The organism is Streptomyces calvus (assembly GCF_006782915.1).
Taxonomy (GTDB): Bacteria; Actinomycetota; Actinomycetes; order Streptomycetales; family Streptomycetaceae; genus Streptomyces; species Streptomyces calvus.
Genome location: NZ_VCNP01000029.1, coordinates 1 through 26,159, shown reverse-complemented (window position 1 = coordinate 26,159; position 26,159 = coordinate 1). Strand labels below are relative to the sequence as shown.

Here is a 26,159-nt window from a genome sequence, read left to right as displayed (position 1 = left end):
GAGTGCGTCACCGGGCCGCGTCCGTGACCGGCCGTCGGCCGGGCGGTGACGTGAACGGGCGGTGCCCGGCCGGTGTCGGAATGCCGCAGAGCGGATCGTTCCGTTCGGTGATGCCCGAAGTGCCCCGTGCCGGACGCTCTCTGACGTCGTCCCCACCCGGGTGGTCGAACGTACGGTGTGGCTAATATGCGCGCGTCATCATGTCCGAATCGAAACCATCCGGTTGTGAAGCCGGTCCGCCCGAGGGAGTTCCCCTGCGTTCGCGTGCAAGACAGCCCATCTCGACGAGCCTGTCGTTGCGGACGGCACTCCTCGTCCTGGCCTTCGTCCCCGGGATCGCACTGATCGCGCTGTGGGCCGTCACCAGCGGCCAGACCTATCTCGACTTCCAGCGGCAGGCGGACCAGGGCCTGTTGGCCGAGAAGGCCGGAAACCCGTCGAACATCGTCTACTACAACCTCCAGGAGGAACGGCGCCTCAGCGCCGAGGTGCTCGCCGGTCAGAGCGGTGCGGCCGAGGCGCTGGCACGGCAACGGGCCGAGACCGACGAGGCGGTGGACGTCTTCCGGACCCTGTCGGACGACCTGTCGTCGGCCGGGGCCGCACCCCGCCAGGTCCGTGAGGCGGTCGGTGCGGCACGCGAGGCGATCGACCGGCTGCCCGCGCAGCGCTCCCTGGTCGACAGCGGTGACGAGGACCAGCAGGCGGCGGTGTACCGGTACTACACCGACCTGATCGCCGTCGACCTGGAACTGTTCACGTCGCTCAGCCAGGTGGACAACGGCCGGATCACCGTGCTCTCCCAGCCGCTGGTCGACCTGTTCTGGACCAAGGAGATGATCTCCCGCTCGGACGCGCTGCTGGCCCGCGGCTGGGGCGCGGGCGCGCTGACCACCGGGGAGCTGCGGCAGGTCCGCGAGGCGGTCGAGGCCCAGTCGTTCCTGGGCGCCGTGAAGGTCGCGCCCAGGCTGCCCGCCGACGAACGCGCCATGTGGCAGCGGATCACCGGCAGCGCTGCGTGGAAGAGCAAGACCGGCGTGGAGGAGGCGGTACTCGCCGCGGGCGCGTCCGACGCGGGCGGCCGGGTCACCCTGGACGCCGACCGCGCCACCTGGCGTGCCGCGATGGACGACCTCACCCCGGACCTCGAGGAACTCCTCGAGCACCGGACCGCGCTGGTGGGCGAGCAGGGCAAGAACAGTGTGATGGCGCTGCTGTTCAGGATGGTGCTCACCACCCTCGTCGGCCTCGCCGCCGTCGTCGCCGTGATGTGGACGACGTGGCGCCTCACCCGCAGCCTGCGCCAGCGCATCGGCAGCCTCCACGAGCAGGCGGAGATGCTGCAGGCGGCGCTGCCCGACGTCGTGGAGCGGCTGGCGCGGGGCGAGCGGATCGACGTCGAGGCCGAGGCGAAGGCCATCCCGGACGCCGTCGGCCGCGCCGACGACGAGCTGACCCGGCTGGGCGCGGCGCTCAACCTCGCCCGCACCAGCGCCCTGCAGGCCGCGGTCAAACAGGCCGACCAGCACCGCGGGTTCGAGCGGCTGCTGCAGCGCGTCGCCCGCCGCACGCAGCAGTTGATCGGGCAGCAGCTGAAGAAGCTGGACGAGATGGAGCGCCGGCACGAGGACTCCGAGGTCCTCGACGGCCTCTTCGACCTCGACCACCTCACCGCCCGGCTGCGGCGCTACGAGGAGAACCTGGTCATCCTCGCCGGCGGCACCCCGCACCGGCGGTGGCGCAAGCCGGTCGCGCTGCTGGACGTGCTGCGTTCGGCGCAGGGTGAGGTGCAGGACTACCGGCGGGTGGTGCTGGACGTGGAGGGCGGGCCGTGGCTCGCGGCCCGGGCCGTCGGTCCGGTCACGCACGTGCTCGCCGAACTCGTGGAGAACGGGCTCGCCTTCTCGCGTCCGCCGACCCCGGTCGAGGTGCGGGCGGCCGAGGTGGGCCGCGGTCTGGTCATCGAGATCGAGGACCGTGGCCTCGGCATGGAGGAGGACGCGCTGGCCGCGGCCAACGAGCTGATGGCCCGTCCGCCCCGGCTCGACGTGCTGGCGCACTCCGACGACATCCGTCTGGGCCTGCACGTGGTCGCCCGCCTGACGCACCAGTACGGGCTGCGGGTGGAGTTCCGCCCGTCCGCGTTCGGCGGTACGCGCGTGGTCGTCCTCGTCCCCGCCGAACTCACCGTCCCGGCACCGCCGCAGGGCCCGGTGGCGGTGCCCTCGCCCGTCCCGGACCCCGAGCCCGCGCAGGGCCCGGCCGCTCCCGCGCACGGCGCGCAGGAGCCGCTGCCCGCACGGGTCCAGGGCCGGGCGATGGCCGAGGTCACGGCGCTGATCCCGGCCGGATCCCGGCAACCGGAGGCCTCGCGGCCCTCCGACCCGCACCGCGCGCCGACCCCCTGGCCCACCGACCCCGCCCCCGCGCAGGACACCGGCCACCCCACCCCGTACGGAACGCCCCAGCCGACCCCCGGCACCCCGTACGAGCCGGCCCCGCACACCCCGGAAACGACCGACACCCCGTACGGGACGACCCGGTCCGCTCCGGACACCGGCGAAGCCCCGTACGGATCGCGCACGACCGACACCCCGTACGGAACGCCCCAGCCGCCCCCCGAAACCTCGTACCAACCGGCCGCGTACACCCCGGAAACGACCGACACCCCGTACGGGACGACCCCGTCCGCCCAGAACACCGGCGAAGCCCCCCACGGCACCGCCCACCCGCCCCACCCGGCCGGACCCGCAGCCCCCGGCGCCCCCGCCCTGACCGGTGACGAGGCCCCGCTGCCGCGGCGGGTGCGCCAGGCCAGCCTGGTCGACGAACTGCGCGTCGACCCCACGGCCGGACCCCCGCAGCCCCGGCCGCCCCGCTGGCAGGACGATCCGATGCTGCGCCCCGCACCGCGTCGCGCCGGGGCGACGATCGGCGCGTTCCAGCGCCGGTCGCGCGCCGCCCGTGAGGGGAGGACTCCGACACCGCCCCGACCCAGCGTTCCTCGCCACCCGATGAAAGAAGAAGAACCATGACACGTAGCACCGCGACCCACCAGGACCTGGACTGGCTGCTGGACGGCCTCGTGGACTCGGTCGCCGAGACCAGGAACGCGGTCCTGCTCTCCGACGACGGCCTGGTCGTGAGCCATTCGCAGAGCATCGCCCGCGCGGACGCCGAGCGTCTGGCGGCCATCTGCACCGGCCAGCAGAGCCTGGCCCGCGGTGTGGGGCAGCTCTTCGACGGCGGTGTGGTCCACCAGGTCATCGTCGAACTCGCCGACCTGTGGCTCTTCATCATCGCGGCCGGACAGGGCACCCACCTGGCGGTGGTCGCCTCCCAGGAGGTCGACGCGGAGGTGATGTCGCTCGCCATGCACAACCTGGTGCAGCAGGTCGGGCAGAAGCTCGGCACGCCGGCCCGCAGCGGCTTCGACGCCTTCGGCACGGGGCAGGGCAGCGGAGCGTGAACCCGGGACGGGAGCACGACGAGCCGGCGTGGGCACCGGACGCCACGGCGTGGGCGCGGGACGACCCGGCCTGGGACGATCCGGGCGAGGACGGTGAGGACGGCGCGGAGAGCATGGTGCGCCCGTACACCATCACGCGGGGTCGCACCGCTCCCGCACGGGACGACCTCACCCTCATCACCGTGCTCACGACCGTGGAGGACCCGCGCGACGAGCACGGGGCGCCGGTGCGGCCGGGCAGGCTCCAGCCGGAGCACCGCCGGATCCTGGAGCGCTGCCGCCGGCCGGCGGCCGTCGCCGAGGTCGCCGCCGACCTCGACCTCGCCGTGTCGGTGACGAAGATCCTGCTGGCCGACCTCGTCGGCCAGGGCCTGCTCGCCGCGCGGGCGCCGATCACGGTGGCCTGGGCCGCGGGCGGCGTCGACCCGAGCCTGCTGGCCGCCGTGCGTGACGGACTCCGGAGACTGTAGGAACCATGAACACCAGTCAGGCGGCGCCCGCCGCCCTCAAGATCCTCGTCGCGGGCGGTTTCGGCGTCGGCAAGACCACTCTGGTGGGCGCGGTCAGCGAGGTCGCGCCGCTGCACACCGAGGAGTACATGACGCGGGCCAGTGTCGGCGTGGACGATCTCGCCGGCGTCGGTGAGAAGGAAACCACCACCGTCGCGCTGGACTTCGGACGCATCACGATCAACTCGGACCTGGTCGTGTACCTCTTCGGCACACCGGGACAGGAACGTTTCTGGTTCATGTGGAACGACCTGGTCCATGGTGCGCTCGGCGGTGTGGTCATCGCCGACACCCGGCGCCTGGACAGCAGTTTCGCCTCCATCGACTTCTTCGAGAGCCGGCGCATACCGTTCGTGGTGGCCATCAACTGCTTCCACGGCCGCAACACCCGCACCGCCGACGAGATCAGGGCGGCCCTCGACCTCGACCCGTACGTGCCGCTGCTGATCGGTGACGTCCGCGAGCGCTCCTACGGCAAGGAGACGCTGCTCGCCCTGGTCGACCACCTGGACCGCCTGAACGCGCCGGCCGCCTGACCCGCACGCACCTCTTCCCGACTCTCTCCCGGAGACACCGACATGGCCTCACGACTGCGCGTACTCGTCCACGGCGGCGGCATCGGCGGACTCACCCTCGCCACGGCGCTGGCCCGGCGCGGCCACACCGTGGAGGTGGCCGAGCTGCGCGGGGAACTGGAGGCGCTGGGCGTGGGCATCATCCAGCCCTCCAACGCGCTGCACGTCATGCGGGAGATCGGCGTGCTCGACGACTGCCTCGCCGCCGGGTTCGCATGGGAGGTCCTCACCATCGCCGACCCGGCCGGCAACACCCTGGCCCGCATCCCGCAGCCCCGCATGGGCGACGCCCCCGCGACCAACGGCATCCCGCGGCCCGCGCTCGCACGCGTCCTCGGTGCCGCCGCGGCCGCGGCCGGCGCGAAGATCCGCTTCTCCGCCACCGTCACGGACCTCACCGACGACGGCGCGGGCGTCGACGTCACGCTCTCGGACGGCTCGTCCGGCCGCTGGGACCTCGTGGTCGGCTTCGACGGCATCGGCTCCCCGCTGCGCAGCCGCCTCTACGGCGACCGGTTCACGCCCGAGTACACCGGCTTCGCCAACTGGCGGGTCACGCTGCCGCGGCTGCCCGAGGTGCGGGGCGTGGTGATGGCGACCGCCGGGCACGAGGCGAAGGCGCTGCTCACGCCGATCACCCCCGACTCGATGTACCTGGGCGCGGTGTTCGCGGAGGACCCGGACTTCCGGCCGGACCCGGAGCGCGCCCACGAACAGCTCGCCGGGCGGCTGACGATGTTCTCCGGGCCGATCGCCGAGGCGCTCGCCTCCGCCACCGACCCCGCGGCCGTCGTCTACTCCAGGATCTCTCAGGTGACGGTGGACGCGCCGTGGCACGTGGGCCGGGTGGCGCTGGCCGGTGACGCCGCCCACGCGAGCGCCCCGCAGCTGGCGCAGGGCGCGGCGATGGCCGTCGAGGACGCGATCGTGCTCGCCGAGTCGCTGGACGCGTACGACGGTGTGCCGGCGGCGCTCGCGGCGTGGGAGGAGCGGCGCCGGCCCCGCGCGCTGTGGGTGCAGGCCCTGTCGCGGGCGGTGCTGAAGCAGGAGACGGGCGGGGAGACGACGCCCGAGGAGGACGAGCTGCTGAAGGTCGGCGTGCCGGGCGCCGCCCAGGTCCTGGTCCAGCCGTACTGACCCGCGGCGCCGTGCGGGGCGCGGGTCAGGCGTCGCCGAGGCCGCCCGCGGCCGGGTCCCGGTCCTCCAGGTAGCGGGTGTGCGACTCCTGCCGGCGGGCCTCCGCCTCGCGCGGCGTCCCGGCGAGCCGTTCGGCTTCCGCCTCGCGCAGCGTCCCGGCGAGCCGTTCGGCTTCCGCCCGCAGGAGGCCGAGCCGGCGGACGAGGTGGCGGACGAGGTGGCGTCCGGGGGGAGGTGCCGGAGCCACGCCGTCGCCCTACTGGTAGCCGCGGATCTCCTCGAAGGCGCCGTCGAGCGAGCCCCGCCCGTCGAAGAGCCGGCCACCGGTCAGTTCCGCGATGTGCTCCAGTTCCGTGCGGTCGGAGTCGCCGAACAGGATCGGGAAGACGGGGATGTCCCGCCGTTCGCCGGTCAGGCCCCGGTGGAAGGAGGCGAAACCGTCGGCGTCGTCGCCGGCGGTGTTCTCGCCGTCCGTCATCAGCACGATCGACGTGAACGTGTCCCGGTCGCCGCCGAGATGGTCGTACGCGGTGCGCAGCGACGTGTAGATCGCGGTCTCGCCCTCGGCCCTCAGCCGCGCGGTGTCGGCGCGGATCGCGGACAGTCCCGTCTCCGGGTCCTCGGGCCGCACCACGTGGGTGCGCACGCTCTTCACCGCCGAGCCGAACGGCATCAGGGTGACCTCTTCGCGGTCCCGGAAGTCGCTGGTCAGCCTGGTGAGGGCCTGCTTCAGCCGGCTGAGGCGCTCGCCCTCCATGGAGCCGGAGGTGTCGAGGACGTACACGGTCCGGGAGGGCCGGCGCAGTTCGTTCTCGTACGCGTCGAGCAGGCCGTCGGCGACCGACCGGCTGCCCGGGAAGGGCAGTTCGCGCCGCCGGGACGGGTCGAGGCCGGCGGCGGGCGGCACCGAGGCGACGACCGGGCGGCGGTGCGTGTGCTCGGTGATCAGCCGCTGCACGGCGTCCGTGCGCAGCGCCTCGGCGACCCGGCGCACGTCCTCGCGGGTGGCCGGGCCGGTCGCGGCGAGGGAGGAGAGCGGATAGTCGGCGGTGACGACGCCGTCCTTCGGGCGGATCACCGTCAGGTTCTTGAACCCTTCGAGCACGGATTCGTAGTTGAGCAGCGCGTCCACGTCGCCGCGCCGGGCGAACGCGCTCGCGAGCCAGCCCGAGGAGCCCGACGTCAGCCGCTGCCCGCGGAAGAACTCCTCCATCCGCGGCCCGGCCTTCGCCACGTCCGCGTCGGTGAGCGCGGACTGCGCGCCGGACAGCGCGGAGGCGACCGCGACCAGCGTGGAGAAACCGGAGTTGGAGCGGGCCGGGTCGGTCATGCCGTAGGTGAGCCGCCCGTCCCGTACGGCCTTCTCGACCGCGGACCAGGTGACCTCCTCGGGTTTCCAGCCGAGCCGTTCCACCGTCGCCGTCTTCACGCCGATGGCCACCGGGCTGGACATCACGGGCGTCTCGGAGACCACCTTGTCCGCGGCGGCCGGGCGCAGCCGCAGGTAGTCGTTGGAGGACAGCCACACGGCGTCGTACCGGCCGTCGGCCTTGCCGGTGGCCAGGATGTCCACGGCGTCGAGGGTGCCGATGTAGGTGGGCCGCAGGGTGACGCCGGTGTCCTTCTCGATCCGCTCGAACACCGGGGTCATGTCGCTGAGTTCGCTGGACGCCAGGACCCGCAGGGTGCCGGGTTCGGCGGTGTGCGGGTCGGTGTCCTCACGCGGCTCGGCTCCGGATGTGCAGGCGGTGAGCAGGGCGCCGGCGGCGAGCAGGACGGCCAGGTGCCGGCGCGCCGCCGCGGGTGACGGCCGTCTCATGCGAGGCCCCCTTCCGGCGCGTCCTGCGCCCGGCCGCGGTCCGGCATGCGGTGGGACTGCGCGGTCGCGGGGCGCATCCCGCCGGCGCCGAGCGCGGTGATGTCGCCGACCTTCCCGGCGAACTCGGGCGAGCGGGCGTCCGGCGCGGCCGGCCCTTCGACGTAGGCGGCGGCCCTGGCGGCCAGGCCGGCGCGGACCGCCCCGTCGACCGGCACGAGTCCGCCGGCCCGCTCCCGCGGCACGGGGGCCACGGGCTCGGGCGGTGTGAGGGTGACGTCTCTGTCGGTGCTGCTCACTTGCGGGTCCCCCCTTTATCCGCGCGCCCGTCGCGCCAGTTCGCGCAGCACCGCGGAGGTGGGCACGGGCGCCTGGCGGACGCCGGTCAGTTGCTGCTTGAGGTAGGCGGTGCGGCCCACCGTGGCCGCCGTGAACTCAGTGATGGCGCCCTGCGGCCGGAAACCGTGCCGGACGGCCAGCTTCCGCAAGGTCGGGTCGCTGCCCAGGAGTTCGGCGAGTTTCCGGCCGTCGTCGGTGAGCGGGACGACGGTGTGGTCGCTGTTGACCGTGGTGTCCGGGTAGAGGACGACGAGGTCGTCGGCGTTCTGCTGCTCGTCGAGGAGCGCGGCGACCTGCGACTCGTAGACGAGGACGAGCGGGTTGCCGGCCCCGCTGACGAAGTCCCGGAACGCGGCGTCGGTGCTGGACTGCTGGGCGCCCTGGACGCTGACCAGCGTGCGCATCAGCGGGGCGGTGCGCTCCACCTCGGCGTCGCTCGCGACCACCTTGCCGCCGTTGGCGACGTAGGAGGCGGCGGCCAGGTAGAGGGCGCCGGAGTTGGACGTCTGCGGGTCGGTGCTGGAGATGAACAGGGTGCCGGTCAGCTCGCCGTACCGCTCGGAGCCCTTGAGCTGCTGCCAGGTGCGTTCGCGCCGGGCCGCGTCGAGGTAGGCGTCCATCTTCAGCGTGCCCGGGGTCCTGCCGACGGGCGTGGCCAGCCCGTTCGCGGCGAGCACCTCGGCGGCGCCACGGCGGGAGACGACGACGAGCGGAGAGTAGAAGGGGCGCGGCAGGATCCCGCGCACTCCGTGCTTCTGGGCCAGTTCGGCGGCGGGCGCCCGGCTGGACGGGAACGCCAGGTCGTACCCGTAGAGGTCCAGCCCTTCCATGGCCCAGGACCCGGAGGTCTCGGCCTCGACGGTGTAGCCCTGGGCGGCCAGGGCCTCCACCACGTCCGGATCGGCGAAGAACGCGGCCTTCTCCGATCCGATGACCATGCGCACGGTCTTCGTTGCCGTGCCCGTCTCCTCGCTGTCCCGGCCCGCGACGACGGCGGCCGCCACGCCACCGATCAACAGGACCGCGAGGACGATTCCCACGATGCGTCTCACGTGCGGAGCATCCCGCCGGAATCCAACGTTCCCCGGCGGGCCCGGTGAACGGGCGGTGGCCGCCCGATACCGGTACGCAACGGGAACCGGCCACTCCGAACGTGGGCTCAGATGACGCGGAACAGGTCGGCGGTGGCGTGGACGTCCGTCAGGTCGTCGATGGTGCGCAGGTTGTCGCACAGGGCTTCCAGGACCGAACCGGTCCCGGTGGCGTCGGGGCCGGTGATCGCCACGCCGAACAGGCGGAAGCCCAGGCGCCGCTTGGCGTCGTTCCAGCCGCGCACCCACTGCTCCGTGACCTCGCACGCGTCGTCGGTGATCAGCACGATGTCGCCGCGTCTGCGGGCCGTGTCGTCGAACTCCTCCTCCAGCAGTGCGGCGGCCGTGCCCAGCGGACGCTGGAAGTCGGTGCCGCCGCCGAGGAAGGTCTCCGCGAAGTCCAGGACCTCGGTGACACCGGCGGGCCGGTCGCCGGGAAAGCGGAAGACGCGGATCTTGTCGGCGGCGGAGAACAGGATGCCGACGAAGTCCCGCCCCGCGTGCCGGGCCTGGTCCAGCAGGGCGAGTGCGCACGCCTTGGACCACGCCTCCCGGGTGATCCCGCCGGGTCCCTCCGCGTACATGGAGTGCGAGGTGTCCACGCAGGCGATGACGGCGCCCTGGCCGGTCGTCTGCTCGCCCCGGCTGTCGTACAGCATCAGCTCCCCGGCGGCGTAGCGGGCGGCGAACACCGCCCGCAGCGCGGGCAGGCCGAGGACCGCCAGCTCGGAGGGGACGACCCGGGAGAGGTCGTCGCCGAGGGTGACGCCGACCAGTTCCCCGGTGGCGTTCTCCACCTTGCGGGCCCGCTCTCCGCCCGCCATCTGCCGGAATCGGCCGATCAGTTCGGCCCACCGCGCGAGCCGTCCGGAGCGCAGCCGTTCGGCGAGCCGGGCCCGCTCGTCGAACGGCATCCGCTCCAGTTCGCCGGCTCCGACGCCCCACGCGCGCATCAGCGCGGCCTCCTGCCGGACCGCTTCGGCGGCCGACGCCGTCGCGTTCCGGGCGGCGGCACGGATACCGGGGAGCGCCGCCGCGAGGGCCTGCGCGGCGGCACGGGTCTCCTGCCGGGCGGTGGCCTCGGCGGCTTCGGCGGCCTGGATCGCCCGGCGTACGGCGTCGGCGGCCGGGGCCGGCACGGTGCCGTCCGTCCCGGCCTCGTCGGCTGCCCGGCGGACCGCCTCGCTCACCGCGGTGGCCGCCGCGACGGCGTTCTGCCAGGCCGCCTCGGCCTGCCCGGCCCGGTCCCGGGCGTCCTGGGAGCGCTCCAGGAGCCCGCGCAGCACGGAGGACTGGGCGAGCACGGCCAGGGCGGCGGCGTAGGCGTCGCCGGCCGTCTCCCGGTGCAGTCCGGCGAAGTCCGGTGACCGTACCAGCGAGGTGACGACCTGGTGGTTGACCAGACGGGAGGGCGCCATCGCCGTGGCCTCCCGCAGTCGCGGGGCGGCCTGGTAGGCGGCCAGGAACACGTCCGTCAGGAGGTCGTCGGTGTGGGCGTGGCGGGAGCCGAGCTCGGCCGCCAGTTCCCGCAGCCCGGCCGACTGCTCGTACACCTCCCGCCACACGACCCGGTCGAACGGGCCCGCGACGACGGCCGTCGTGTTGCGTTCGGCGGCGGTGGCGGTCCGGGCCAGCCACGGCCCGGACCGGACCGCCAACGCGTCGATGCTGCTGCGCTGTTCACCCATCGCGGCGTCTCAGAGCTGGGCCTGCACCATGCTCGCGTCCATGCCGAGGGCCTCGGTGAGGACGCGGGCGCGGACGGCGCGCTGGCGGCCGGTGACCCGGTCGATCGCGGCGGTGGACCGCCCGGCGCCCGCCGCCTCCTCCCGCAGCTTCTCCAGCCGCTTGCCCGCCATGGCGAGCTGGTTGTGCGCCTTTTTGATCACCCATTCGCTCAGCGCCTCCCGGGACTGCCCGGCCATGGCGTCGAGCTGCGCCTCCAGCTCGTCGATGACATCGGCCAGGTCGAGCGCCTCCTTGGCGTCCGGGTTCACCAGGTGCAGCACTTCCCGTTCGACGACCGGGCGCTGGGCGGGGGAGTCCCACAGCACATGGGTCAGCACCGACAGGTCGGTCTCCGTGACCGCCGTACGCCCGTCGAGGTACGCGGACGCCTGGAGCAGCCGCACCGCCTGCCGCCAGCGGCGGTCGGAGGCGACGAGCTCCTTGCGGCGCAGGGCGGCCCGCAGCGTCACCATCGCGTCCACGATCGTGTCGGGCACGTCCACGGCCGGGACGGCCCCGGTCACGGCGTGCTGCAACGCGGCCAGCTCGACGGTGGTCGGAGGCGCCGGTGCCGCCGGGCGGCCGACGGCGGAACGCACCAGCGCGGCGAAGTTCGACGGGTCCTCCAGATATCCGACCTCGATCCGCACCAGCAGCCGGTCGTAGATCGCGGCGGAGTCCTCCCCGCTGGGGAGTTCGTTGCTCGCGGTGATGGCCGCGATCAGGGGGCAGCGGATCGGGGCGCCGCCGTTCTCGGGGTGGTAGATCCGCTCGTTGAGGTAGCCCAGCGTCTCGTTCAGGGCCGCCGTGGAGCACTTGAAGATCTCGTCGATGAACGCGACGTGCGCGGTCGTGGCCCGCCCGTCGTACACCTGCCGGTACTCGCCCCGGGCCAGCGCGGCGACGTCGATGGGGCCGAACATCCGCGTCGGCGCGGTGAACTTCGACAGCAGGATCTCCCAGTACGCGGCCCCCTCGATCCGGCCCGTCAGCTCCCGCGCCAGCTCCGACTTCGCGGTGCCCGGCGGCCCGAGCACCAGCGAGTGCTGCCCGGCGAGCAACGCCACCACCAGCGTCCGTACGACGTCGGCCCGCTCGTAGAACCGCTCCGACAACTCGTCGCGGATCGCGCGCAGCCTCCGGGCCGTGTCCCGCGCGTCGGGTGCTCCGCTCATGGCCGGCTCCCCGTCCCGCTGCCGTCCGCCGCACCCGGCTTCTCCATGACGTCCATGGCCGCCATTCAAACCGACGCCACCGACATCGGACCACGGCCGGGGACCCCGCTCCCTTCCCGTCGCGTGTCGTCGTCGGCCGCGTCACTCGGTCTCCGGGCGCTCCGCCCGCCGTCAGTTCCCTTCCGCCGGTGGCTCGTCGGCGCCGTAGCTCTGGAACCAGTGGACGTCGAAGTGCCGGGCCGTGGAGAACGGGTGGTCCGGGTCGGTGAGCAGCCGGTACAGGAACTCACCGGTCGTGGCCTCGGACCGCTGCCAGGAGTCGGGTATCTCCTCCTGCGCCAGCACGGGCCACGTGTCCGGGTCGGGGTCCCCGGTGAGCCAGTAGAAGCCGTCGGCCTGTTCCGTGCTCGCCCATTGCAGCACCCCGCCCGCAGCCGGGTACACCGGGTACGGATCCCACAGGCGGCTGCCCCGCGCACGGGTCCACTCGGCCAGCCACTCGGTGTGCCGGACGATGTCGGTGCTCCTGTCGTACGCGTCGGGGACTTGGAGTTGCAGGTACCCGTCGAAGGCGCCCGACCCGCCGAAGATCTCGACGAGCCGTTTGTAGTCGCCGGGCAGCCGCGTGCCGAGCCGGTCCTCGACCGCCGCCCAGTCCACCGTGCGCGTCCGCGTCGTGTCCCACCCGGTGACGGCGACGATCCGGTCCACCCAGGACGCCGGCTCCGCCGGACCCTCCGCCGGGCCGGGCCGTTCGGCGACGAGCACCACGACCCGGACGTCACCGTCACCGTCGTCGTCGCGCGCCGTACCGCAGCCGATCCACCGGTCCCCGTACGCCCACGCCCGCATCTCGACGGTCCGCTCACCGAACGGCGCCAGGAGCGGCAGACCGGTCCGCGCGCTCACGGCCGGGTCGACGGCGCCGCGCCTGGCGAGGCTGCGCGGCTCACCGAACCGCGAACCGATCGCCTCCTCGAGCTCCGCGAGACCGATCTCCGCGAGACCGGTCTCCGCCGTCGGCACCAGGCACACGTGCCCCGGCGCCTGCCCGTGCCGCCCGCACACCGGCGTGCCCGCCCGCTGAGCGGTCAGCCGGTGGATGCTCGACAGCAACTCCTCCACCACGTCCATGGCCGCCATTCAAACCGACGCCACCGACATCGCCCCGCGTCCCGGCAGGACGCGGCCTTCCGGCGGCTCCGCCACCAGCTCGCACCACACGGTCTTCTCACCGGACCCCTGCGTCACGCCCCAGTCCAGCGCCAGCGCGTCGAGCAGCGCCAGTCCCCGCCCCGACTCCTCGTCGGCGCCGACCGCCGGGCGCCGGACGGGCAGCGCGCACGGGTCGGGGTCGGTGACCTCCAGGCGCGTACGGCCGCCGTCACGGAACACGCGGACGGTCACGGGCACGCCCTCGCCGAGGTGCACCACCACGTTGGTGACCAGCTCGCTCGCACACAGCTGGACGTCGGTGCCGTAGTCGGCCAGGGCCCGCCGCACACCGGCCACGGCCGCCGGAGTGGCGAGCAGCCCCAGCGTCAGCGGCGCGCGCATCACGCGCCGTCCCGGCGCAGTGCGGCGGTCAGGGCCCGCGCGGTGAGCAGGTTGCAGTTGCCGAGCGCGATCAGCGGCCGGGCCGGGTACCGCGAGGCGAACGTCGGGACGTCGACGCCGAGGGACGGCAGGCGGATGCCGTGGGCGGCGAGCGCGGCCCGCAGTTCCTCGACGCAGGCGTCGGCCGCCTCGGGGGAGTGGTCGTGCATGTGGGGTTCATACCTTCCGGTGCGCTGTGTGACGAACCGTTCACACTGTGCCGCCGGTGTGCGTAGCGTGACAGGGGTTCGGGCTCCCGGCTCCGAACTGCACGGATGCGCGGGGCAGTTGGTAGCGGCCGGGAAGCGGGCGGCAACGGCACACCAAGGACGGTGAACCATGGGGCAGCGCAAGGACATCGACGGCTCGACGAGCGTCCCGACGTTCTACGGCAGCGAGTTGCGGTGGAAACGCGAGGAAGCCGGACTGACCCTCCAGCAACTGGTCGAGGGCAGCTTCTACGGCCCGAGCCACCTCAGCGAGATCGAACGCGGCACGCGCCGCATGCCGGCGGAACTGGCCGAGCACGTGGACAAGGTCCTCGGCACGGACGGCTTCTTCCGACGCCGGTGCGAGGACGTGCGACGGGCGAAGCGGCGCGGGCACGCCAGCTATTTCGAGCGGGTGCTGGAGGCGGAGAAGCACGCCAAGTCCATTGAGGAGTGGTGCCCGACCTTGATTCCAGGCCTGCTCCAGACGGATGCCTACGCTCGGGCGCTGGTCCGGGCCGCCATGCCCCTGGCTCCGGACGAGGAGGTGGAGGAGAAGGTCAGCGCGCGGCTGGCGCGAGCTCAGCTCTTCGAGGAGAACCACAGGACCCCCATGTACTGGGCAATCCTGCCGGAAGTGCTGTTGCGGCAGCCGATCCTTCCGCCTGAGCGGTCGGCGGAACAATGGCAGCACATCGCTGAGATGGCGCGGCGGCGCCGGATCGTGCCGCAGATCCTTCCGTGGGACTGTGGGCCACACCCCCTCATGATGGGTGCGGCCACGATTATGGCTTTCCCTGACGCCCCGCCGCTGGTCTACTTGGAGTCGCAGCACAGCGGGGACACAATCGAAGATCCAGCCCTCGTTGAGGATTACCGCAGGTCCTACGATCTGCTCAGGGCCGCCGCGCTGCCTCCGGAGGCGTCCCTCGCCCTGATCGAGCAAGCGGCTGAGGATGGCAGAAATGGCAAGCTACGCAGTTGACTTGAGCGCAGCCGTCTGGCGTAAGAGCAGCTACAGCAACGGCACCGGCGGCAACTGCGTCGAGGTCGCCGAGGCTTTCCCCGGCGCGGCGGCCTGGCGCAAGAGCACCTACAGCAACGGCGACGGCGGCGACTGCCTCGAAGTGTGCGACGCACACACCGCCGTCGTCCCCGTCCGTGACTCCAAGGTGCCGCACGGCCCGGTGCTGACCGTGGCCGCGCCGGCGTGGACGTCGTTCGTCGCGTCCCTGAAGTCAGTGCGCACGGACTGACGTCCGCGTCCTGCTCCGCGCTTCGGTTGTGAAGCACAGGTGAACGAACCGGGGTCGTTTGTGACCGGGTACAACCCTTGATCGACCGTGCCCGTCGTGCAAGTGGCCCCCCACGCCTCACCTGTTCTCCGAACTGGAGCCATCTTGCGCACACGCACCTTGGCCGTCGCCCTGGCGGTCGCCTCGGCGGCCGCGGGCCTGTCCCTCACCCTCGCCCCCACGGCGAGCGCGGCCACCTCCGCGACCGACGACTTCAACGGCGACGGTGTCGCCGACCTCGTCGTCGCCACTCCCAACGCTCCCGTCGACGGACACGTCAACGCGGGTTCGGTCACCGTCCTCTACGGCTCCGCGGACGGCGTCGCGCCCGCCCGCTCGACCACCCTCACCCAGAGTTCCGCGGGCGTCCCCGGTGACGTCCGCTCGCACGACCTGTTCGGCGCCACCCACGCCGCCGGTGACCTGGACGCCGACGGCTACACCGACCTCGTCGTCGGCACGCCGGGCGACTCGGTGCCGTACAGCAGCTCCTACGGCACGGTCAGCGTGCTGTGGGGCGGCCCGAGCGGCCTGACCGGCGACGGCATCTCGCTGGCCAGCCCGTACGCCACCAGCGAGTGGTCCTCCGAGAAGGACTACGGCAAGAAGGTCGTCGTCGCCGACCTGGACGGCGACGGCGTCCCGCAGATCGCCACGCTCAGCCGCACCAACCTGTGGGTGTACGACGACCTGGCGGGCCGCACGGCGCCCACCGACGTACGGCACTTCGAGAACTACAACGCCTACGTCCAGCCGCGCACCCTCACCGCGGGCCGCTTCACCGGCACCGCGGGCGCCCAGCTCGTCGTCACCGGGCCGGAGAACTGCGGCACGGAGGGCGGCTGCCAGTTCACCGGCGTCTACACGTGGAGCGACAGCGGGTTGCAGGAGGTCTGGCTGTCCGACCCGGGCGCGGACGCCACCGGTGCGAACGAGGCGCCGACCGTTTCGACGGCCGCCGGTGACATCGACGGCGACGGCTTCGCCGACCTCGTCACCGGCCACGTGCCCGCGTCGGCGACGACCTCCGGCGAGTACGCGGACGCGGCGGGCTTCGTCCACGTCCGCTACGGCAGCGCGCAGGGCCTGGGCGCCCAGCGCACCGGCACGCTGGAGGCGCCGGGCGGAAGCCGGTCCGGTGACAACTTCGGCGCGTCCGTCGCGGTCGGCGACGTCACGGGCGACGGTTACGCCGACGTGGCGGCCGGGGCGCCGGGCGCGACGCTCCGGGGCGTGCCGGGAACCGGCGCGACGGTCCTGCTCAAGGGCTCGGCCACCGGCCTGACCGACACCGGCGCCCAGGTGTTCCACCAGGACACCGACGGCGTGCCCGGCACCGGGGCGGCGGACGACTGGTTCGGCTCCGCGGTGGCCCTCACCGACGTGGACGGTGACGGCAAGGCGGACCTCACGGTCGCGGCGAAGGGCGAGGACACCGGCGACGGCACGGCGCGCGACGGCGCCGACTGGGTGCTGCGCGGCACGGCCGACGGCCTGACGGCGGCCGGCGCGACCTCCTTCGGCGCGGCGTCCTTCGGCCTCACCTACCCGAACGCCGAGTTCGGCTCCGTCCTGGGCGGCTGATCCCCGTCCGGTGGTCTCGGGGCGCCGGCCCCGGAGACCACCGGCATCGGCGCTGGTTCACCGACCGGGACGGCGGCGCCCACCCCTTGGGCAGTCCGTCCTCGCTCACCGGTCGGGGCCGCCCACCGACAGCAGGCGGCGCCGACCCGGACGGGGGCGCCGACCGGCCGGCACGCGAGCGATGAGTTCCGGCGGCGGGACGGGTCTGCCCCGGCATGACTCACCTCACCACCACTGTCAACGTCCATGGGATCACCTTGGGCATCGAGTCCTTCGGCGACGACGACGCGCCGCTCGTCCTGCTCGCGGGCGGGACGACGATGCTCTCCTGGCCCGACGCGCTGTGCGAACGCCTCGCCGCCGGCGGGCGCCGCGTGGTGCGCTACGACCTGCGGGACAGCGGGCAGTCGACGACCAGGGACCCGGAGGCGCCCGCCTACACCCTGCGCGACCTCGCCGCCGACGCGGCGGCCCTCGCCGACGCGCTCGGCGGCCGGCCCGCGCACCTCGCCGGGATCGGCGTCGGCGGGATGGTCGCCCAGGTCGCCGCACTCGACCATCCGGACGCGTTCTCGGCGCTCACGCTGGTCGGCACCCGCTCGGTCGCGCCCGGCCCGACCGACGACGACCTGCCCGACCACGACCGGGCGACGATGGGCCGGCTGTTCACGCACGCGATGCCCGACTGGACCGACCGCGAGGCGGTCGCGGACTTCGCCGCCGCCGGCGCGGAGATCCTCGGCGACGACCCGGTCGCCGCACGCGCGGTCGCCGCGCGCATCTGGGACCGCACGCCCGGCGCCGCACCGGCGGTCCGGATGGCCAACCACCTGGGCATGGTGTTCTCCCGGCTCGACTGCACACCCCGCTGGCGCGAGCGCCTGCCCGAGATCAAGGTGCCCACGCTCGTCGTCCACGGCCGCCGCAACCGCTTCTTCCCCGTCGGCAACGCCGAGGCGATCGCCCGCGAGATCCCCGGGGCACGGCTGCTCGTCCTCGAGGACGCCGCCACGGCGATCCCCGATGCGGCGATCGACGCCGTGACCGGGGCGATGCTCACGCTCGGACAGCGGACGCCGGGTCACGTGCCGGCACCTCAGGAGCCGTAGCCGTAGCCGTAGCCGGTGCGCCGCCCGGCCATGAACCCCCCGATGCCCAGCCCGACCCCGACGAGCGTCAGCACGGCTCCGAAGGCCCCCAGGGCCAGCGGCGCCACGGAGACGGCCCGCTCCTCCTGCGGCACACGGCCGCGCACCCCCGAGGCCGCGACGCTGCCCGACTGCTCATCGAGGAAGTAGCGCGAGTCGTTCGCGTTGGGCCGGTTGTCGCCGAGAAGGAACAGCCGCCCGTCCGGCACGGTCACGTCGAACGGTGCGCCGGTCGTGCCGAGTTCGTCGCGCATCACGTACGGCTCGTCGATCCGCTTGCCGTTCACCACGACCTGCGCACCGTCGCGGGACTCCACATGGTCGCCGCCCAGTCCGATCACCCGCTGCAGGACCGGCGCACCCCCGTACCGCCCCGGCACACTGACGAGGACGACATCGCCGCGGCGTATCCCGGCTTCGTCGACGCGCTCAATGGTCAACCGATCGCCCGGACGATAGGTGGGCCGCATCGCATCACCTCCGACGGTGATCCGCTCCCGGTCCAGGACACCGGTGCCCACGATCCCAGCAGCGGCTCCCAGCAACAGCACCAACCCCAGCGGAACCAGCACCCAGGCGGCGACTCTGAGTCCGCGGCCCGCACGTCGCGACGTCACGAACGCTCCTCGTTTCCGATCCATCTGATCTGTCTGATGCTGCCTGTTCTGCTAACTGCCGTGGACCGGGCGGCCCGGCTCGAACGTCGGGTCAAGGTCGCACTGCGCGATTCCGAAAGGCTTGAAATCCTCATCCGCAAGGACCCGGTAGAGGAATTCAGCAGTCGACATGTCATAGGTGCGCCACTCGCCGACGTCACCTCGGACGAGAACGGAATACGCGCCAGGGTTCCGCGCGTCCACAAGCCAGGCGTATTCATCGGCCCATTCGGCTGCCGCCCACACGATGACACCCTTTTCTCCGGGAGAGTAGAAAGGGTATGCGTCATCGTCTCCACCGGCCGAAAGGGAGGCCCGCCACTGCGTGAGAAAGTCGAAGGCGGGAGGTCCCGAAGGCCCGAAGAAGTAGACGGACTCACTGAAGACGCCGCCACCGAACGTCTCGAAGAGTAACTTGTAGTCCGCCGGCAGCGGAGCCTGCAACTCCCCCTCGACCGACTCCCAGTCGACGGAGAGCCTCAACGGCTCCCAGCTGGTCAACTCGATCAGCCGCTGAACCCACATGGAAAAACCTCTCCGGCCGGTGGGACCGCTCGGCCACTCCTTTCGGGCTCCGATGACGGGGCCGCGCAAGCGGCGTGCGGCAATGGCGTGCCCGCGATCTTCGCGCCCTCCAGGCGGGAGGTGGCGTGATGCATGGCTGTGCAGCACCCGCGCGAACAGGCGAAACACCGGTCGCGGGCGCGGCGGCGGAATTATGGATCATCTGTCTGGTGGCCTGTCAAGCAGGCGGACATTCAGGTGCATTTGAAGGGTGAAGCGTCGTCGCTTCGTCCCTTTATGTCTGCGCGCTCGCGCGGTGCACTCCCGGTGGTGTACAACCGCCCGGATGCACGCCAGTTGTATGCCGCATTGACCCGGGTCGTCGAAAGCTGAGCCCTTTTCATGTCAGCCCTTGGCATTCTCGGGAGGCACAGAGAACGGCGCACAGGGCGGCGTACAGGACGACGCGCGGAACGGCACGCACACCGCGGGCGACGGCCGGGCCGGCCGCAGCGCGCCACAACTGATCACGACGTACACACTGCACGAGGGGTGGGCATGAGTCCGAGGGGAATCCGCGCGCGGCGTTCGAGGGCGTCGCAGCGCACGATGTGGCTGGCGGTCGGCGTCGCCGTCCTGGCGGGTACCGGGGCGACGGCGGTGTCCGTGACCGGCGGCTCCGGGGTCACCGGCGCCGACGACACCTCCCGTCCAGCGCGGGCGCACACGCTCGCGCTGGACGGCAAGGACCCGAAGAAGCGCGAACTGCCGCGCACGGACACGCAGTCGTTCTCCCTCGTCGGCGTCTCCTGGGAGGACAGCGCCGACGACTTCGAGGGCACCGCGCAGATCCGTACGCGCAGCGCGGACAGCGGCACCTGGACCGACTGGCGCGACCTCGACTTCGGCATCCGCGCACCGGAGACGGAGGAGGGCGACGCCTCGGCGGTCCGGGGTGCGTCGGAGCCGCTGTGGGTGGGGCCGTCGGACGCGGTCGAGGCCCGGGTGGTGGCCGACGGCGAGGAGACGGCCGTGCCGGACGCGCTGCGGCTCGACATGATCGACCCGGGTGACGAGAAGGGCGGCACGGGGCAGGACAGGAGCGGCGGCAAGGGCGGCAGTGCCAACGGGAACGGCAACGGCAAGGGCAAGCCCTCCGCCGGGCCCGCCGCCGGCGAGAGCGCCACCGCCAGTGCCCCGACCGTCGGCGGGGACGCCGAGCCGACCACCGCCCCCGAGCAGTCCGCCGAGCCGGCACCGGAACCCACGGACGCCCCGGCCGCCGAGCAGCCGACCCCCTCCGACGACCCGACCCCCTCCGAGGAGCCGACCCAGGAACCGACGGCCGATGCCGGCGCCCCGGCCCCGAGCGAGGCGCCGGCCTCCGAGCCCGCCGGCCCGAGCGAGGAGCCCACGGCACCGACGCCCTCGCCCGACCCGACGCAGGAGCCGACGGAAGGCCCCGCCGGCCCCGCGCCGAGCGAGGAGCCGACCGCGGAGCCCACCGCGGCCCCGGCCACCGAACCCACGACGGAGCCGAGCGCCCAGCCGGAACCGACCGGTTCCGCGTCGCCGTCCGCGCCCGCCGCACCGGCCATCGTCAGCCGCGCCGAATGGGGTGCCGACGAGTCGCTGGTCACCGACCCGCCGTCCTACCTGGACAAGGTCGACGCCGTCTTCGTCCACCACACCGCCGGTACCAACGACTACGACTGCGCCGAGTCGCCCGCCGTCATCCGGGCCATCCTCACGTACCACGTGCAGACCAACGGCTGGAGCGACACCGGCTACAACTTCTTCGTCGACAAGTGCGGCACCGTCTTCGAGGGCCGCGCCGGCGGCGTCGACAAGCCGGTCCGCGGCGCCCACACCTACGGCTTCAACGGCTACTCCTCCGGCGTCTCGCTCCTCGGCGACTACGAGAACGGCGGCACCCCGACCGCCGCGGCGCAGCAGGCGATCGCCGACCTCTCCGCCTGGAAGCTCGGTCTGCACGGCGTCGACCCGGAGGCGAAGGTGACGCTCACCGCCGCGGGCGACACCGGCGTCTACCGGACCGGTGAGCAGGCGACGCTCGACACGATCTCCGGGCACCGCGACGGCTACGCCACGCTCTGCCCGGGCGCGACGCTCTACGCCGCACTTCCGGAAATCCGCCGTACAGCGGGCATATCGATGTACGCTCACTGACCTTGCATGATCCGAACGGCTGTTCCCCGACTGGGGGTTGGGGGACGGCCGTGGTGCACGGGTACACAACTCATCCTGTGGGGGGCACAGTTGAAGACAGCACGACGCACCAGACGCCTCGCGGCCGCACTGCTGGCCGCTGCGCTCACCGGCGGCGGCCTGACCGTCGCCGCCGCGCCCGCCGCGCACGCCGCGGCCTCCGCCCTGGTGGCCAAGCTGCCGATCACCTCGTTCTCGGCGCTCACCGTCGACTCCGCGCACCAGCGCGTGTACGTCGCCGACAGCAATCTCGGCTACTACGACAACAAGGGCCTCATCGCCGTCTACGACTTCTCCGGCGAGCGGATCACCACCCTCACCACCACCCGCCACATCTCCGGCCTCGCGCTGAACGCCGACGGCAGCGTCCTGTACGCGGGCGGCCGCGAGGGGATCCTGCGGTACGACACCGCCACGTACCAGCCGCTGGCCTCGGGGACCGCCGGCACGGACACCTGCGGGCGCAGCATGGCCTTCGCGGGCGGCAAGCCGTACCACACGACGACGTACGCGAACTACATGTCGGACTGCGACACGACGCTCACCTACCTGGACAACCACCAGGCCGACAACACCTGGCAGCGCACCGGCTGGCAGGACAGCGGCAAGCTGCAGCTGGAGGCCGGCCCCGGTGACCGGCTGCTGATGGGGCAGCCGGTCAACGCCAAGGCCGGTGACCCGTTCCTCGCGGTGTTCGACGCGAGCGGCGAGACGCTGGTGCGCACCGCCGGCCGCCGTTTCGCCGACAGCGACGGCAAGGGCGCGCTGAACCTCAAGGACATGGCGTTCTCGCCGGACGGCACCAAGGTCGCCGTCGCCGACGCGGCCGCCGGTACGCGGCTGCTGAACACCGCCGACCTGTCCGACGCCGGGACCGCCCACCCGGCGCTGCCCGCCGGCTCCGCCGCCTCCGCCGTCGCCTTCAGCGGCGACGGGAAGTACCTGGCGCGCGGCGCCTCGGCGTCCGGCTCGACGCCCGACCTGCTGCTCTCGCCCGCCGACCCGGGCGACGCGACCGCGCCGCTGGAGTTCGCCTTCGAGGGCAGCCTCGACGGCGACCGGGTCGCGCCCCGCGGCCTGGAGTGGTCCGCCGACGGCTCCCGGCTGTTCGCGGTCACCACCAACACCGCCGGCAACCAGTACTGGCTGCACGTCGTCCAGCCGCCGGCCGCCCAGTACGACGCCCGCTTCACCGGCGGGCTGACGCACGGCCCCGCCGAGGCGGTCGCCGGTGAGCCGCTGGCGGTGCGCGGCAAGCTGGAGCTGGACGGCCCGGCCCCGGCCGAGCCGCCGAAGGTCACGGCGACCCGCACCGACGCGAACGGCACGCACGAGCTCGGCACCACCGCCGTCCGGGCCGACGGCACGTTCACCGTGCTCGACGAGCCGGACCTGGTCGGCGAGGCCACGTACACGGTGTCGTTCCTCGGCGACCTGACGCACCGCCCCGCCACCGACGTCACCCACACCGTGTACGTCGGCAAGGCGGCCAGCGCGATCGCGCTCACCGCGCCCGCGCAGGCGTCGATGAGCACCGGTGTCCGCATCACCGGCACGTTCACCGCGCACGGCAAGGCGCTGCCCGAGCGGGCCACGCTGACGGTGCAGCGCACCGACCGGCTCGGCACCGGCACCCTGTCGTCGGTGACGGTCGCCGCGGACGGCACCTTCACCGTCGACGACCTGCCGCGCACCCGGCGCGAGACGACCTACACGGTCAGCTGGCCCGGCGACGCCCTGCACGAGGGGTCCACGGCGTCGGCGACGGTCGACGTCACCCGCTGACCGCGCACACGGCGACGGGGCACCCCGGGCGTGCTGCCCGGGGCGCCCCGTCGGTGGTGTGTGGCGCCCGGTCCGCGCGTCGCTGCGGGTGCACGCGGACCGGGGCCGACCGAGGGAGCCCGGTGAGGGCTCAGCGGGGCGCGAGCTCGCGCGGCCGGAGCGCCGCGGTGTGCGCGTCCATCCGCTCGGCGGCCAGGATCGCGGCCGCCGTGTCGGCGCGGGAGGCGGCGACGACCAGGGCACGGCCCGCGAGGGTGTGCGCCCGGCGGTGCAGCGCCTGCGCGTTCGGCTCGCGGCCCGTCGTGGTCACCGACGCGCGGGCCGGCGCATGTCCTCCCCGCAGGCGCGTGACCTGCTCGGCGAGCCGTTCGGCCGCGGCGTCCAGGTCGGCCGTCGGGGCCGCGGCGCGCAGCTCGTCGGTGACGGCGAGCAGCGCGGCCAGATGACCCGCGAGCTGGATGTCCAGCTCTTCCTCGCGGGTCCGGTGCGGGAAGTCGTGGGAGGTGCCGGCCATCGTGCTGTGGACCGACTTGCTGCGGATCGGCTCGTACATGGGATGGCCTCCTGGGTGCTGACAGGAAACCATCCTAGCTTGGATTCCGTCTAAAGTTGAGCCGGTCTTAAAAAGCTCAGGGCTGGCTGTAGCCGTCCAGGAAGCGGGCGATCCGGCCCACCGCGTCCCGCAGGTCGGTGACCGACGGCAGGGTGACGACCCGGAAGTGGTCCGGCTCCGGCCAGTTGAATCCGGTGCCCTGCACGACCATGATCTTCTCGCGGCGGAGCAGGTCCAGGACCATCCGCCGGTCGTCCTTGATCTTGAAGACGTCCGGGTCGAGGCGCGGGAACAGGTAGAGCGCGCCCTTCGGCTTCACACAGCTCACTCCCGGGATCTGCGTCAGCAGCTCGTACGCCACGTCCCGCTGCTCGCGCAGCCGCCCGCCCGGCAGTACCAGGTCGTTGATCGACTGGCGTCCGCTGAGCGCGGCGACCACGCCGTGCTGGCCCGGCATGTTCGCGCACAGGCGCATGTTCGCCAGGATCGTCAGGCCCTCGATGTAGGAGTCGGCGTGCGCGCGCGGCCCCGAGATCGACATCCAGCCCACCCGGTAGCCCGCCACCCGGTACGCCTTCGACATGCCGTTGAAGGTGAGCGTGAGCAGATCCGGGGCGACGGAGGCGGTGGGGACGTGCCGCGCGTCGTCGTAGAGGATCTTGTCGTAGATCTCGTCCGAGCAGACCAGCAGGTTGTGGCGGCGGGCGATGTCCGTCAGGCCCTTGACCACCGCCTCGTCGTAGACGGCGCCGGTCGGGTTGTTCGGGTTGATGATGACGATCGCCTTGGTGCGGTCGGTGACCTTGCGCTCCACGTCGGCGAGGTCGGGCATCCAGTCCGACTGCTCGTCGCAGCGGTAGTGCACCGCCGTACCGCCGGACAGCGAGACGGCCGCCGTCCACAGCGGATAGTCGGGGGCCGGGACCAGCACCTCGTCGCCGTCGTCCAGCAGCCCCTGCATCGCCATCACGATCAGCTCGGAGACGCCGTTGCCGATGAAGACGTGCTCCACGTCGGTCTCGATGCCGAGGGTCTGGTTGTGCATGACCACGGCCCGGCGCGCGGCCAGCAGGCCCTTGGCGTCGCCGTAGCCGTGCGCCGACGACACGTTGCGGAGGACGTCCTCCAGGATCTCGGGCGGGCACTCGAACCCGAACGCGGCCGGGTTGCCCGTGTTCAGCTTGAGGATGCGGTGACCGGCCGCTTCCAGCCGCATCGCCTCCTCGAGCACCGGGCCCCGGATCTCGTAACAGACATTGGCGAGCTTGGTCGACTGGATCACCTGCATGCTGGGAGCTTACGACCCGGTATCGCCGTTCGGGCCGTGTTTTCCGACACGTGAGACGAACCGGTTCGTACGGGAATGTCCGCCCGAGGATCCGGACGTCGTCCTGTTCCCGCGCCGCGCGGCCCTGTTCGGCCCCGTTCGGCCGCGGCGGCGGAGGCGTGGAGTGCCGGAGCGCCGGGTTCCGCCGAACGTGTGCTCCCGCGGGACGCCGCCGCGCCCGGCCCGCGACGCCCGCGGCCACGCCTCCATCACCTCCACACCGACCCTCCCCACCGCGACCCCCACCGCCTCCACGGCCCCGGGCCACCCTGGTCCGGGCGACGTCGACGGCCGGCCGGGCCGCGGTCGGGGCCCGCAACGGTCCAGGTGGACGCGGGTTCCGGTGCGGGTGCCGGAGTCGCCGTCCGGCGAAGCTACCGGCCGGAAACAAGTCCTTGCCCCCTCACCGTCCGCGTGCTGACAATGCGCATGACAATTCTGTGGGCGACCGGAGGATTTCCGGTCGCCCGTCGTCGCATTGAGGGGACCCCCATGAGAAAACCTCTCGTCGTCGCGCTCTGCGCCCTGGCCTTCGCCGGGGCGGGCGCGGCTCCCGCGGTCGCCGCCGCGCCTTCCCCCACGGGCGCGGACACGACCACGGGCGCGGGCCCGACCACGTTGATGGACGTCGTCAACAGCACGGTCGGCACCGCGGCGGACACCCTGAACGGCCTCACCGCGCCCAAGGAGGGCGCGGTGAACTTCGCCGGCACCGTCTCGCTCAGCAACTGCTCCGGTTCCGTCGTCCGCATGCCCGACTCGGCGGCCGACGACCCGGCGCTGGTGCTGACCAACGGCCACTGCCTGGAGAGCGGCTTCCCGGCGCCCGGCCAGGTCGTCGTCGACCAGGCGTCCAGCCGCACCTTCGGGCTGCTGAACTCCTCCGGCTCCAAGGTCGCCACCCTGCGCGCCGACCGGCTGCTGTACGCGACCATGACCGACACGGACGCGGCCGTCTACCGGCTCGGCACGACGTACGCGCAGATCAAGAGCGCGTACGGCATCGACCCGCTGACCCTCGCGGACAGCCACCCGCAGGCCGGTACCGCGATCAGCGTGGTCTCCGGCTACTGGAAGCGGATCTACAGCTGCTCCGTGGACGGCTTCGTGTACCGCATGAAGGAGGGCGACTGGACCTGGAAGGACTCGGTCCGTTACACCTCCGAGTGCAACACCATCGGCGGCACCTCCGGCTCGCCGGTCGTGGACGACGCCACCCGCACGGTGGTCGCCGTCAACAACACCGGCAACGAGGACGGCGAGCGCTGCACGGTCAACAACCCGTGCGAGGTCGACGAGAGCGGGAACGTGACGGTCCGCCAGGGCATCAACTACGCCCAGCAGACCTACCAGTTCCCCGCCTGCTTCGGCGTGGACAACAAGCTCGAACTGAGCGCGAGCGGCTGCGTGCTGCCCAAGCCGTAACGGCTGCGC

24 protein-coding genes and 2 pseudogenes are annotated in these 26,159 nt (G+C 72.9%); 13 read left to right on the top strand and 13 right to left on the bottom strand.

The window, feature by feature from the left end:
• Positions 1 to 296 precede the first annotated feature (296 nt).
• The 5 genes from FGW31_RS12365 to FGW31_RS12345 are packed head-to-tail and all read left to right on the top strand — an operon-like array spanning position 297 to position 5,690.
• Positions 297 to 3,035, top strand: coding sequence for a sensor histidine kinase (locus FGW31_RS12365; protein WP_233452474.1), 2,739 nt, complete (start codon positions 297 to 299; stop codon positions 3,033 to 3,035).
• Positions 3,032 to 3,469 (top strand): roadblock/LC7 domain-containing protein, encoded by a 438-nt coding sequence (locus FGW31_RS12360; RefSeq protein WP_142193467.1) that lies wholly within the window; start codon positions 3,032 to 3,034, stop codon positions 3,467 to 3,469. The genes FGW31_RS12365 and FGW31_RS12360 overlap by 4 nt, the downstream gene beginning before the upstream one ends.
• A complete protein-coding gene (locus FGW31_RS12355; RefSeq protein ID WP_373303428.1) occupies positions 3,466 to 3,939 on the top strand; it encodes a DUF742 domain-containing protein in 474 nt (157 codons plus the stop codon). Before FGW31_RS12360 ends, FGW31_RS12355 begins: the two co-directional genes overlap by 4 nt.
• Before the next feature lie 5 nt (positions 3,940 to 3,944).
• Positions 3,945 to 4,514, top strand: coding sequence for a GTP-binding protein (locus FGW31_RS12350; RefSeq protein WP_142193466.1), 570 nt, complete (start codon positions 3,945 to 3,947; stop codon positions 4,512 to 4,514).
• Between the two features lie 42 nt (positions 4,515 to 4,556).
• Entirely contained in the window at positions 4,557 to 5,690 is a 1,134-nt protein-coding gene (locus FGW31_RS12345; protein ID WP_142193465.1) for an FAD-dependent monooxygenase, read from the top strand.
• A gap of 25 nt (positions 5,691 to 5,715) precedes the next feature.
• Here FGW31_RS12345 and FGW31_RS12340 read toward each other — a convergent pair.
• From FGW31_RS12340 to FGW31_RS12300, 9 genes and pseudogenes are all read right to left on the bottom strand, one after another.
• Positions 5,716 to 5,901 (bottom strand): annotated as a pseudogene (locus tag FGW31_RS12340) (hypothetical protein); the annotation flags it as partial.
• A 45-nt stretch (positions 5,902 to 5,946) separates the two neighbouring features.
• Positions 5,947 to 7,509, bottom strand: coding sequence for a substrate-binding and vWA domain-containing protein (locus FGW31_RS12335; protein ID WP_142193464.1), 1,563 nt, complete (start codon positions 7,507 to 7,509; stop codon positions 5,947 to 5,949).
• Positions 7,510 to 7,514: 5 nt separating this feature from the next.
• Positions 7,515 to 7,805 (bottom strand): annotated as a pseudogene (locus tag FGW31_RS12330) (toxic anion resistance protein); the annotation flags it as partial.
• A gap of 15 nt (positions 7,806 to 7,820) precedes the next feature.
• Positions 7,821 to 8,897: a hypothetical protein gene (locus tag FGW31_RS12325; RefSeq protein WP_142193463.1), complete on the bottom strand. Its 1,077-nt coding sequence runs from the start codon at positions 8,895 to 8,897 to the stop codon at positions 7,821 to 7,823.
• A 107-nt stretch (positions 8,898 to 9,004) separates the two neighbouring features.
• The gene (locus FGW31_RS12320) at positions 9,005 to 10,624 is read right to left on the bottom strand and encodes a VWA domain-containing protein (RefSeq protein ID WP_142193462.1); all 1,620 of its coding nucleotides are present in this window, start codon (positions 10,622 to 10,624) and stop codon (positions 9,005 to 9,007) included.
• A 9-nt stretch (positions 10,625 to 10,633) separates the two neighbouring features.
• Entirely contained in the window at positions 10,634 to 11,839 is a 1,206-nt protein-coding gene (locus FGW31_RS12315) for an AAA family ATPase (RefSeq protein WP_142193461.1), read from the bottom strand.
• A 171-nt stretch (positions 11,840 to 12,010) separates the two neighbouring features.
• Complete coding sequence (locus FGW31_RS12310; RefSeq protein WP_233452473.1) at positions 12,011 to 12,973, bottom strand: SMI1/KNR4 family protein; 963 nt, start codon at positions 12,971 to 12,973, stop codon at positions 12,011 to 12,013.
• A 9-nt stretch (positions 12,974 to 12,982) separates the two neighbouring features.
• The gene (locus tag FGW31_RS12305) at positions 12,983 to 13,396 is read right to left on the bottom strand and encodes an ATP-binding protein (RefSeq protein ID WP_142193459.1); all 414 of its coding nucleotides are present in this window, start codon (positions 13,394 to 13,396) and stop codon (positions 12,983 to 12,985) included.
• Complete coding sequence (locus FGW31_RS12300; protein WP_142193458.1) at positions 13,396 to 13,605, bottom strand: hypothetical protein; 210 nt, start codon at positions 13,603 to 13,605, stop codon at positions 13,396 to 13,398. The genes FGW31_RS12305 and FGW31_RS12300 overlap by 1 nt, the downstream gene beginning before the upstream one ends.
• A gap of 169 nt (positions 13,606 to 13,774) precedes the next feature.
• On the opposite strand from FGW31_RS12300, the gene FGW31_RS12295 reads away from it, so the two are divergent.
• The 4 genes from FGW31_RS12295 to FGW31_RS12280 all read left to right on the top strand — a co-directional run bounded on the left by FGW31_RS12295 (position 13,775) and on the right by FGW31_RS12280 (position 17,632).
• Entirely contained in the window at positions 13,775 to 14,629 is an 855-nt protein-coding gene (locus FGW31_RS12295) for a helix-turn-helix domain-containing protein (protein ID WP_142193457.1), read from the top strand.
• Complete coding sequence (locus FGW31_RS12290) at positions 14,610 to 14,900, top strand: DUF397 domain-containing protein (RefSeq protein WP_142193456.1); 291 nt, start codon at positions 14,610 to 14,612, stop codon at positions 14,898 to 14,900. The genes FGW31_RS12295 and FGW31_RS12290 overlap by 20 nt, the downstream gene beginning before the upstream one ends.
• A gap of 144 nt (positions 14,901 to 15,044) precedes the next feature.
• Complete coding sequence (locus FGW31_RS12285) at positions 15,045 to 16,523, top strand: FG-GAP-like repeat-containing protein (protein WP_161174196.1); 1,479 nt, start codon at positions 15,045 to 15,047, stop codon at positions 16,521 to 16,523.
• 215 nt (positions 16,524 to 16,738) lie between these two features.
• On the top strand, positions 16,739 to 17,632 hold the full coding sequence (locus FGW31_RS12280) for an alpha/beta fold hydrolase (RefSeq protein WP_142193454.1): 894 nt from the start codon (positions 16,739 to 16,741) through the stop codon (positions 17,630 to 17,632).
• Here the strand turns inward: FGW31_RS12280 and lepB are convergent.
• Complete coding sequence (gene lepB, locus FGW31_RS12275) at positions 17,620 to 18,243, bottom strand: signal peptidase I (RefSeq protein WP_233452472.1); 624 nt, start codon at positions 18,241 to 18,243, stop codon at positions 17,620 to 17,622. The two genes, FGW31_RS12280 and lepB, sit on opposite strands and share 13 nt — an antisense overlap.
• 96 nt (positions 18,244 to 18,339) lie before the next feature.
• Positions 18,340 to 18,852, bottom strand: coding sequence for a hypothetical protein (locus tag FGW31_RS12270; RefSeq protein WP_142193452.1), 513 nt, complete (start codon positions 18,850 to 18,852; stop codon positions 18,340 to 18,342).
• Positions 18,853 to 18,984: 132 nt separating this feature from the next.
• Here FGW31_RS12270 and FGW31_RS12265 point away from each other — a divergent pair, with 132 nt between their 5' ends.
• The 3 genes from FGW31_RS12265 to FGW31_RS12255 all read left to right on the top strand — a co-directional run bounded on the left by FGW31_RS12265 (position 18,985) and on the right by FGW31_RS12255 (position 22,845).
• Positions 18,985 to 19,224 carry a hypothetical protein gene (locus tag FGW31_RS12265; protein ID WP_142193451.1) on the top strand — a complete coding sequence of 80 codons (240 nt, stop codon included), beginning with the start codon at positions 18,985 to 18,987 and terminating at the stop codon, positions 19,222 to 19,224.
• 165 nt (positions 19,225 to 19,389) lie between these two features.
• The gene (locus FGW31_RS12260) at positions 19,390 to 21,021 is read left to right on the top strand and encodes an N-acetylmuramoyl-L-alanine amidase (RefSeq protein WP_142193450.1); all 1,632 of its coding nucleotides are present in this window, start codon (positions 19,390 to 19,392) and stop codon (positions 21,019 to 21,021) included.
• A 90-nt stretch (positions 21,022 to 21,111) separates the two neighbouring features.
• Entirely contained in the window at positions 21,112 to 22,845 is a 1,734-nt protein-coding gene (locus tag FGW31_RS12255) for a TolB-like translocation protein (RefSeq protein WP_142193449.1), read from the top strand.
• Positions 22,846 to 22,975: 130 nt separating this feature from the next.
• Here FGW31_RS12255 and FGW31_RS12250 read toward each other — a convergent pair whose 3' ends face one another.
• Both FGW31_RS12250 and FGW31_RS12245 read right to left on the bottom strand, forming a co-directional pair.
• Positions 22,976 to 23,398: an SCO4983 family protein gene (locus tag FGW31_RS12250; RefSeq protein WP_142193448.1), complete on the bottom strand. Its 423-nt coding sequence runs from the start codon at positions 23,396 to 23,398 to the stop codon at positions 22,976 to 22,978.
• Positions 23,399 to 23,474: 76 nt separating this feature from the next.
• A complete protein-coding gene (locus FGW31_RS12245) occupies positions 23,475 to 24,686 on the bottom strand; it encodes a pyridoxal phosphate-dependent aminotransferase (protein ID WP_142193447.1) in 1,212 nt (403 codons plus the stop codon).
• A 531-nt stretch (positions 24,687 to 25,217) separates the two neighbouring features.
• Here FGW31_RS12245 and FGW31_RS12240 point away from each other — a divergent pair.
• Complete coding sequence (locus FGW31_RS12240; protein ID WP_142193446.1) at positions 25,218 to 26,150, top strand: trypsin-like serine peptidase; 933 nt, start codon at positions 25,218 to 25,220, stop codon at positions 26,148 to 26,150.
• Positions 26,151 to 26,159 lie beyond the last annotated feature (9 nt).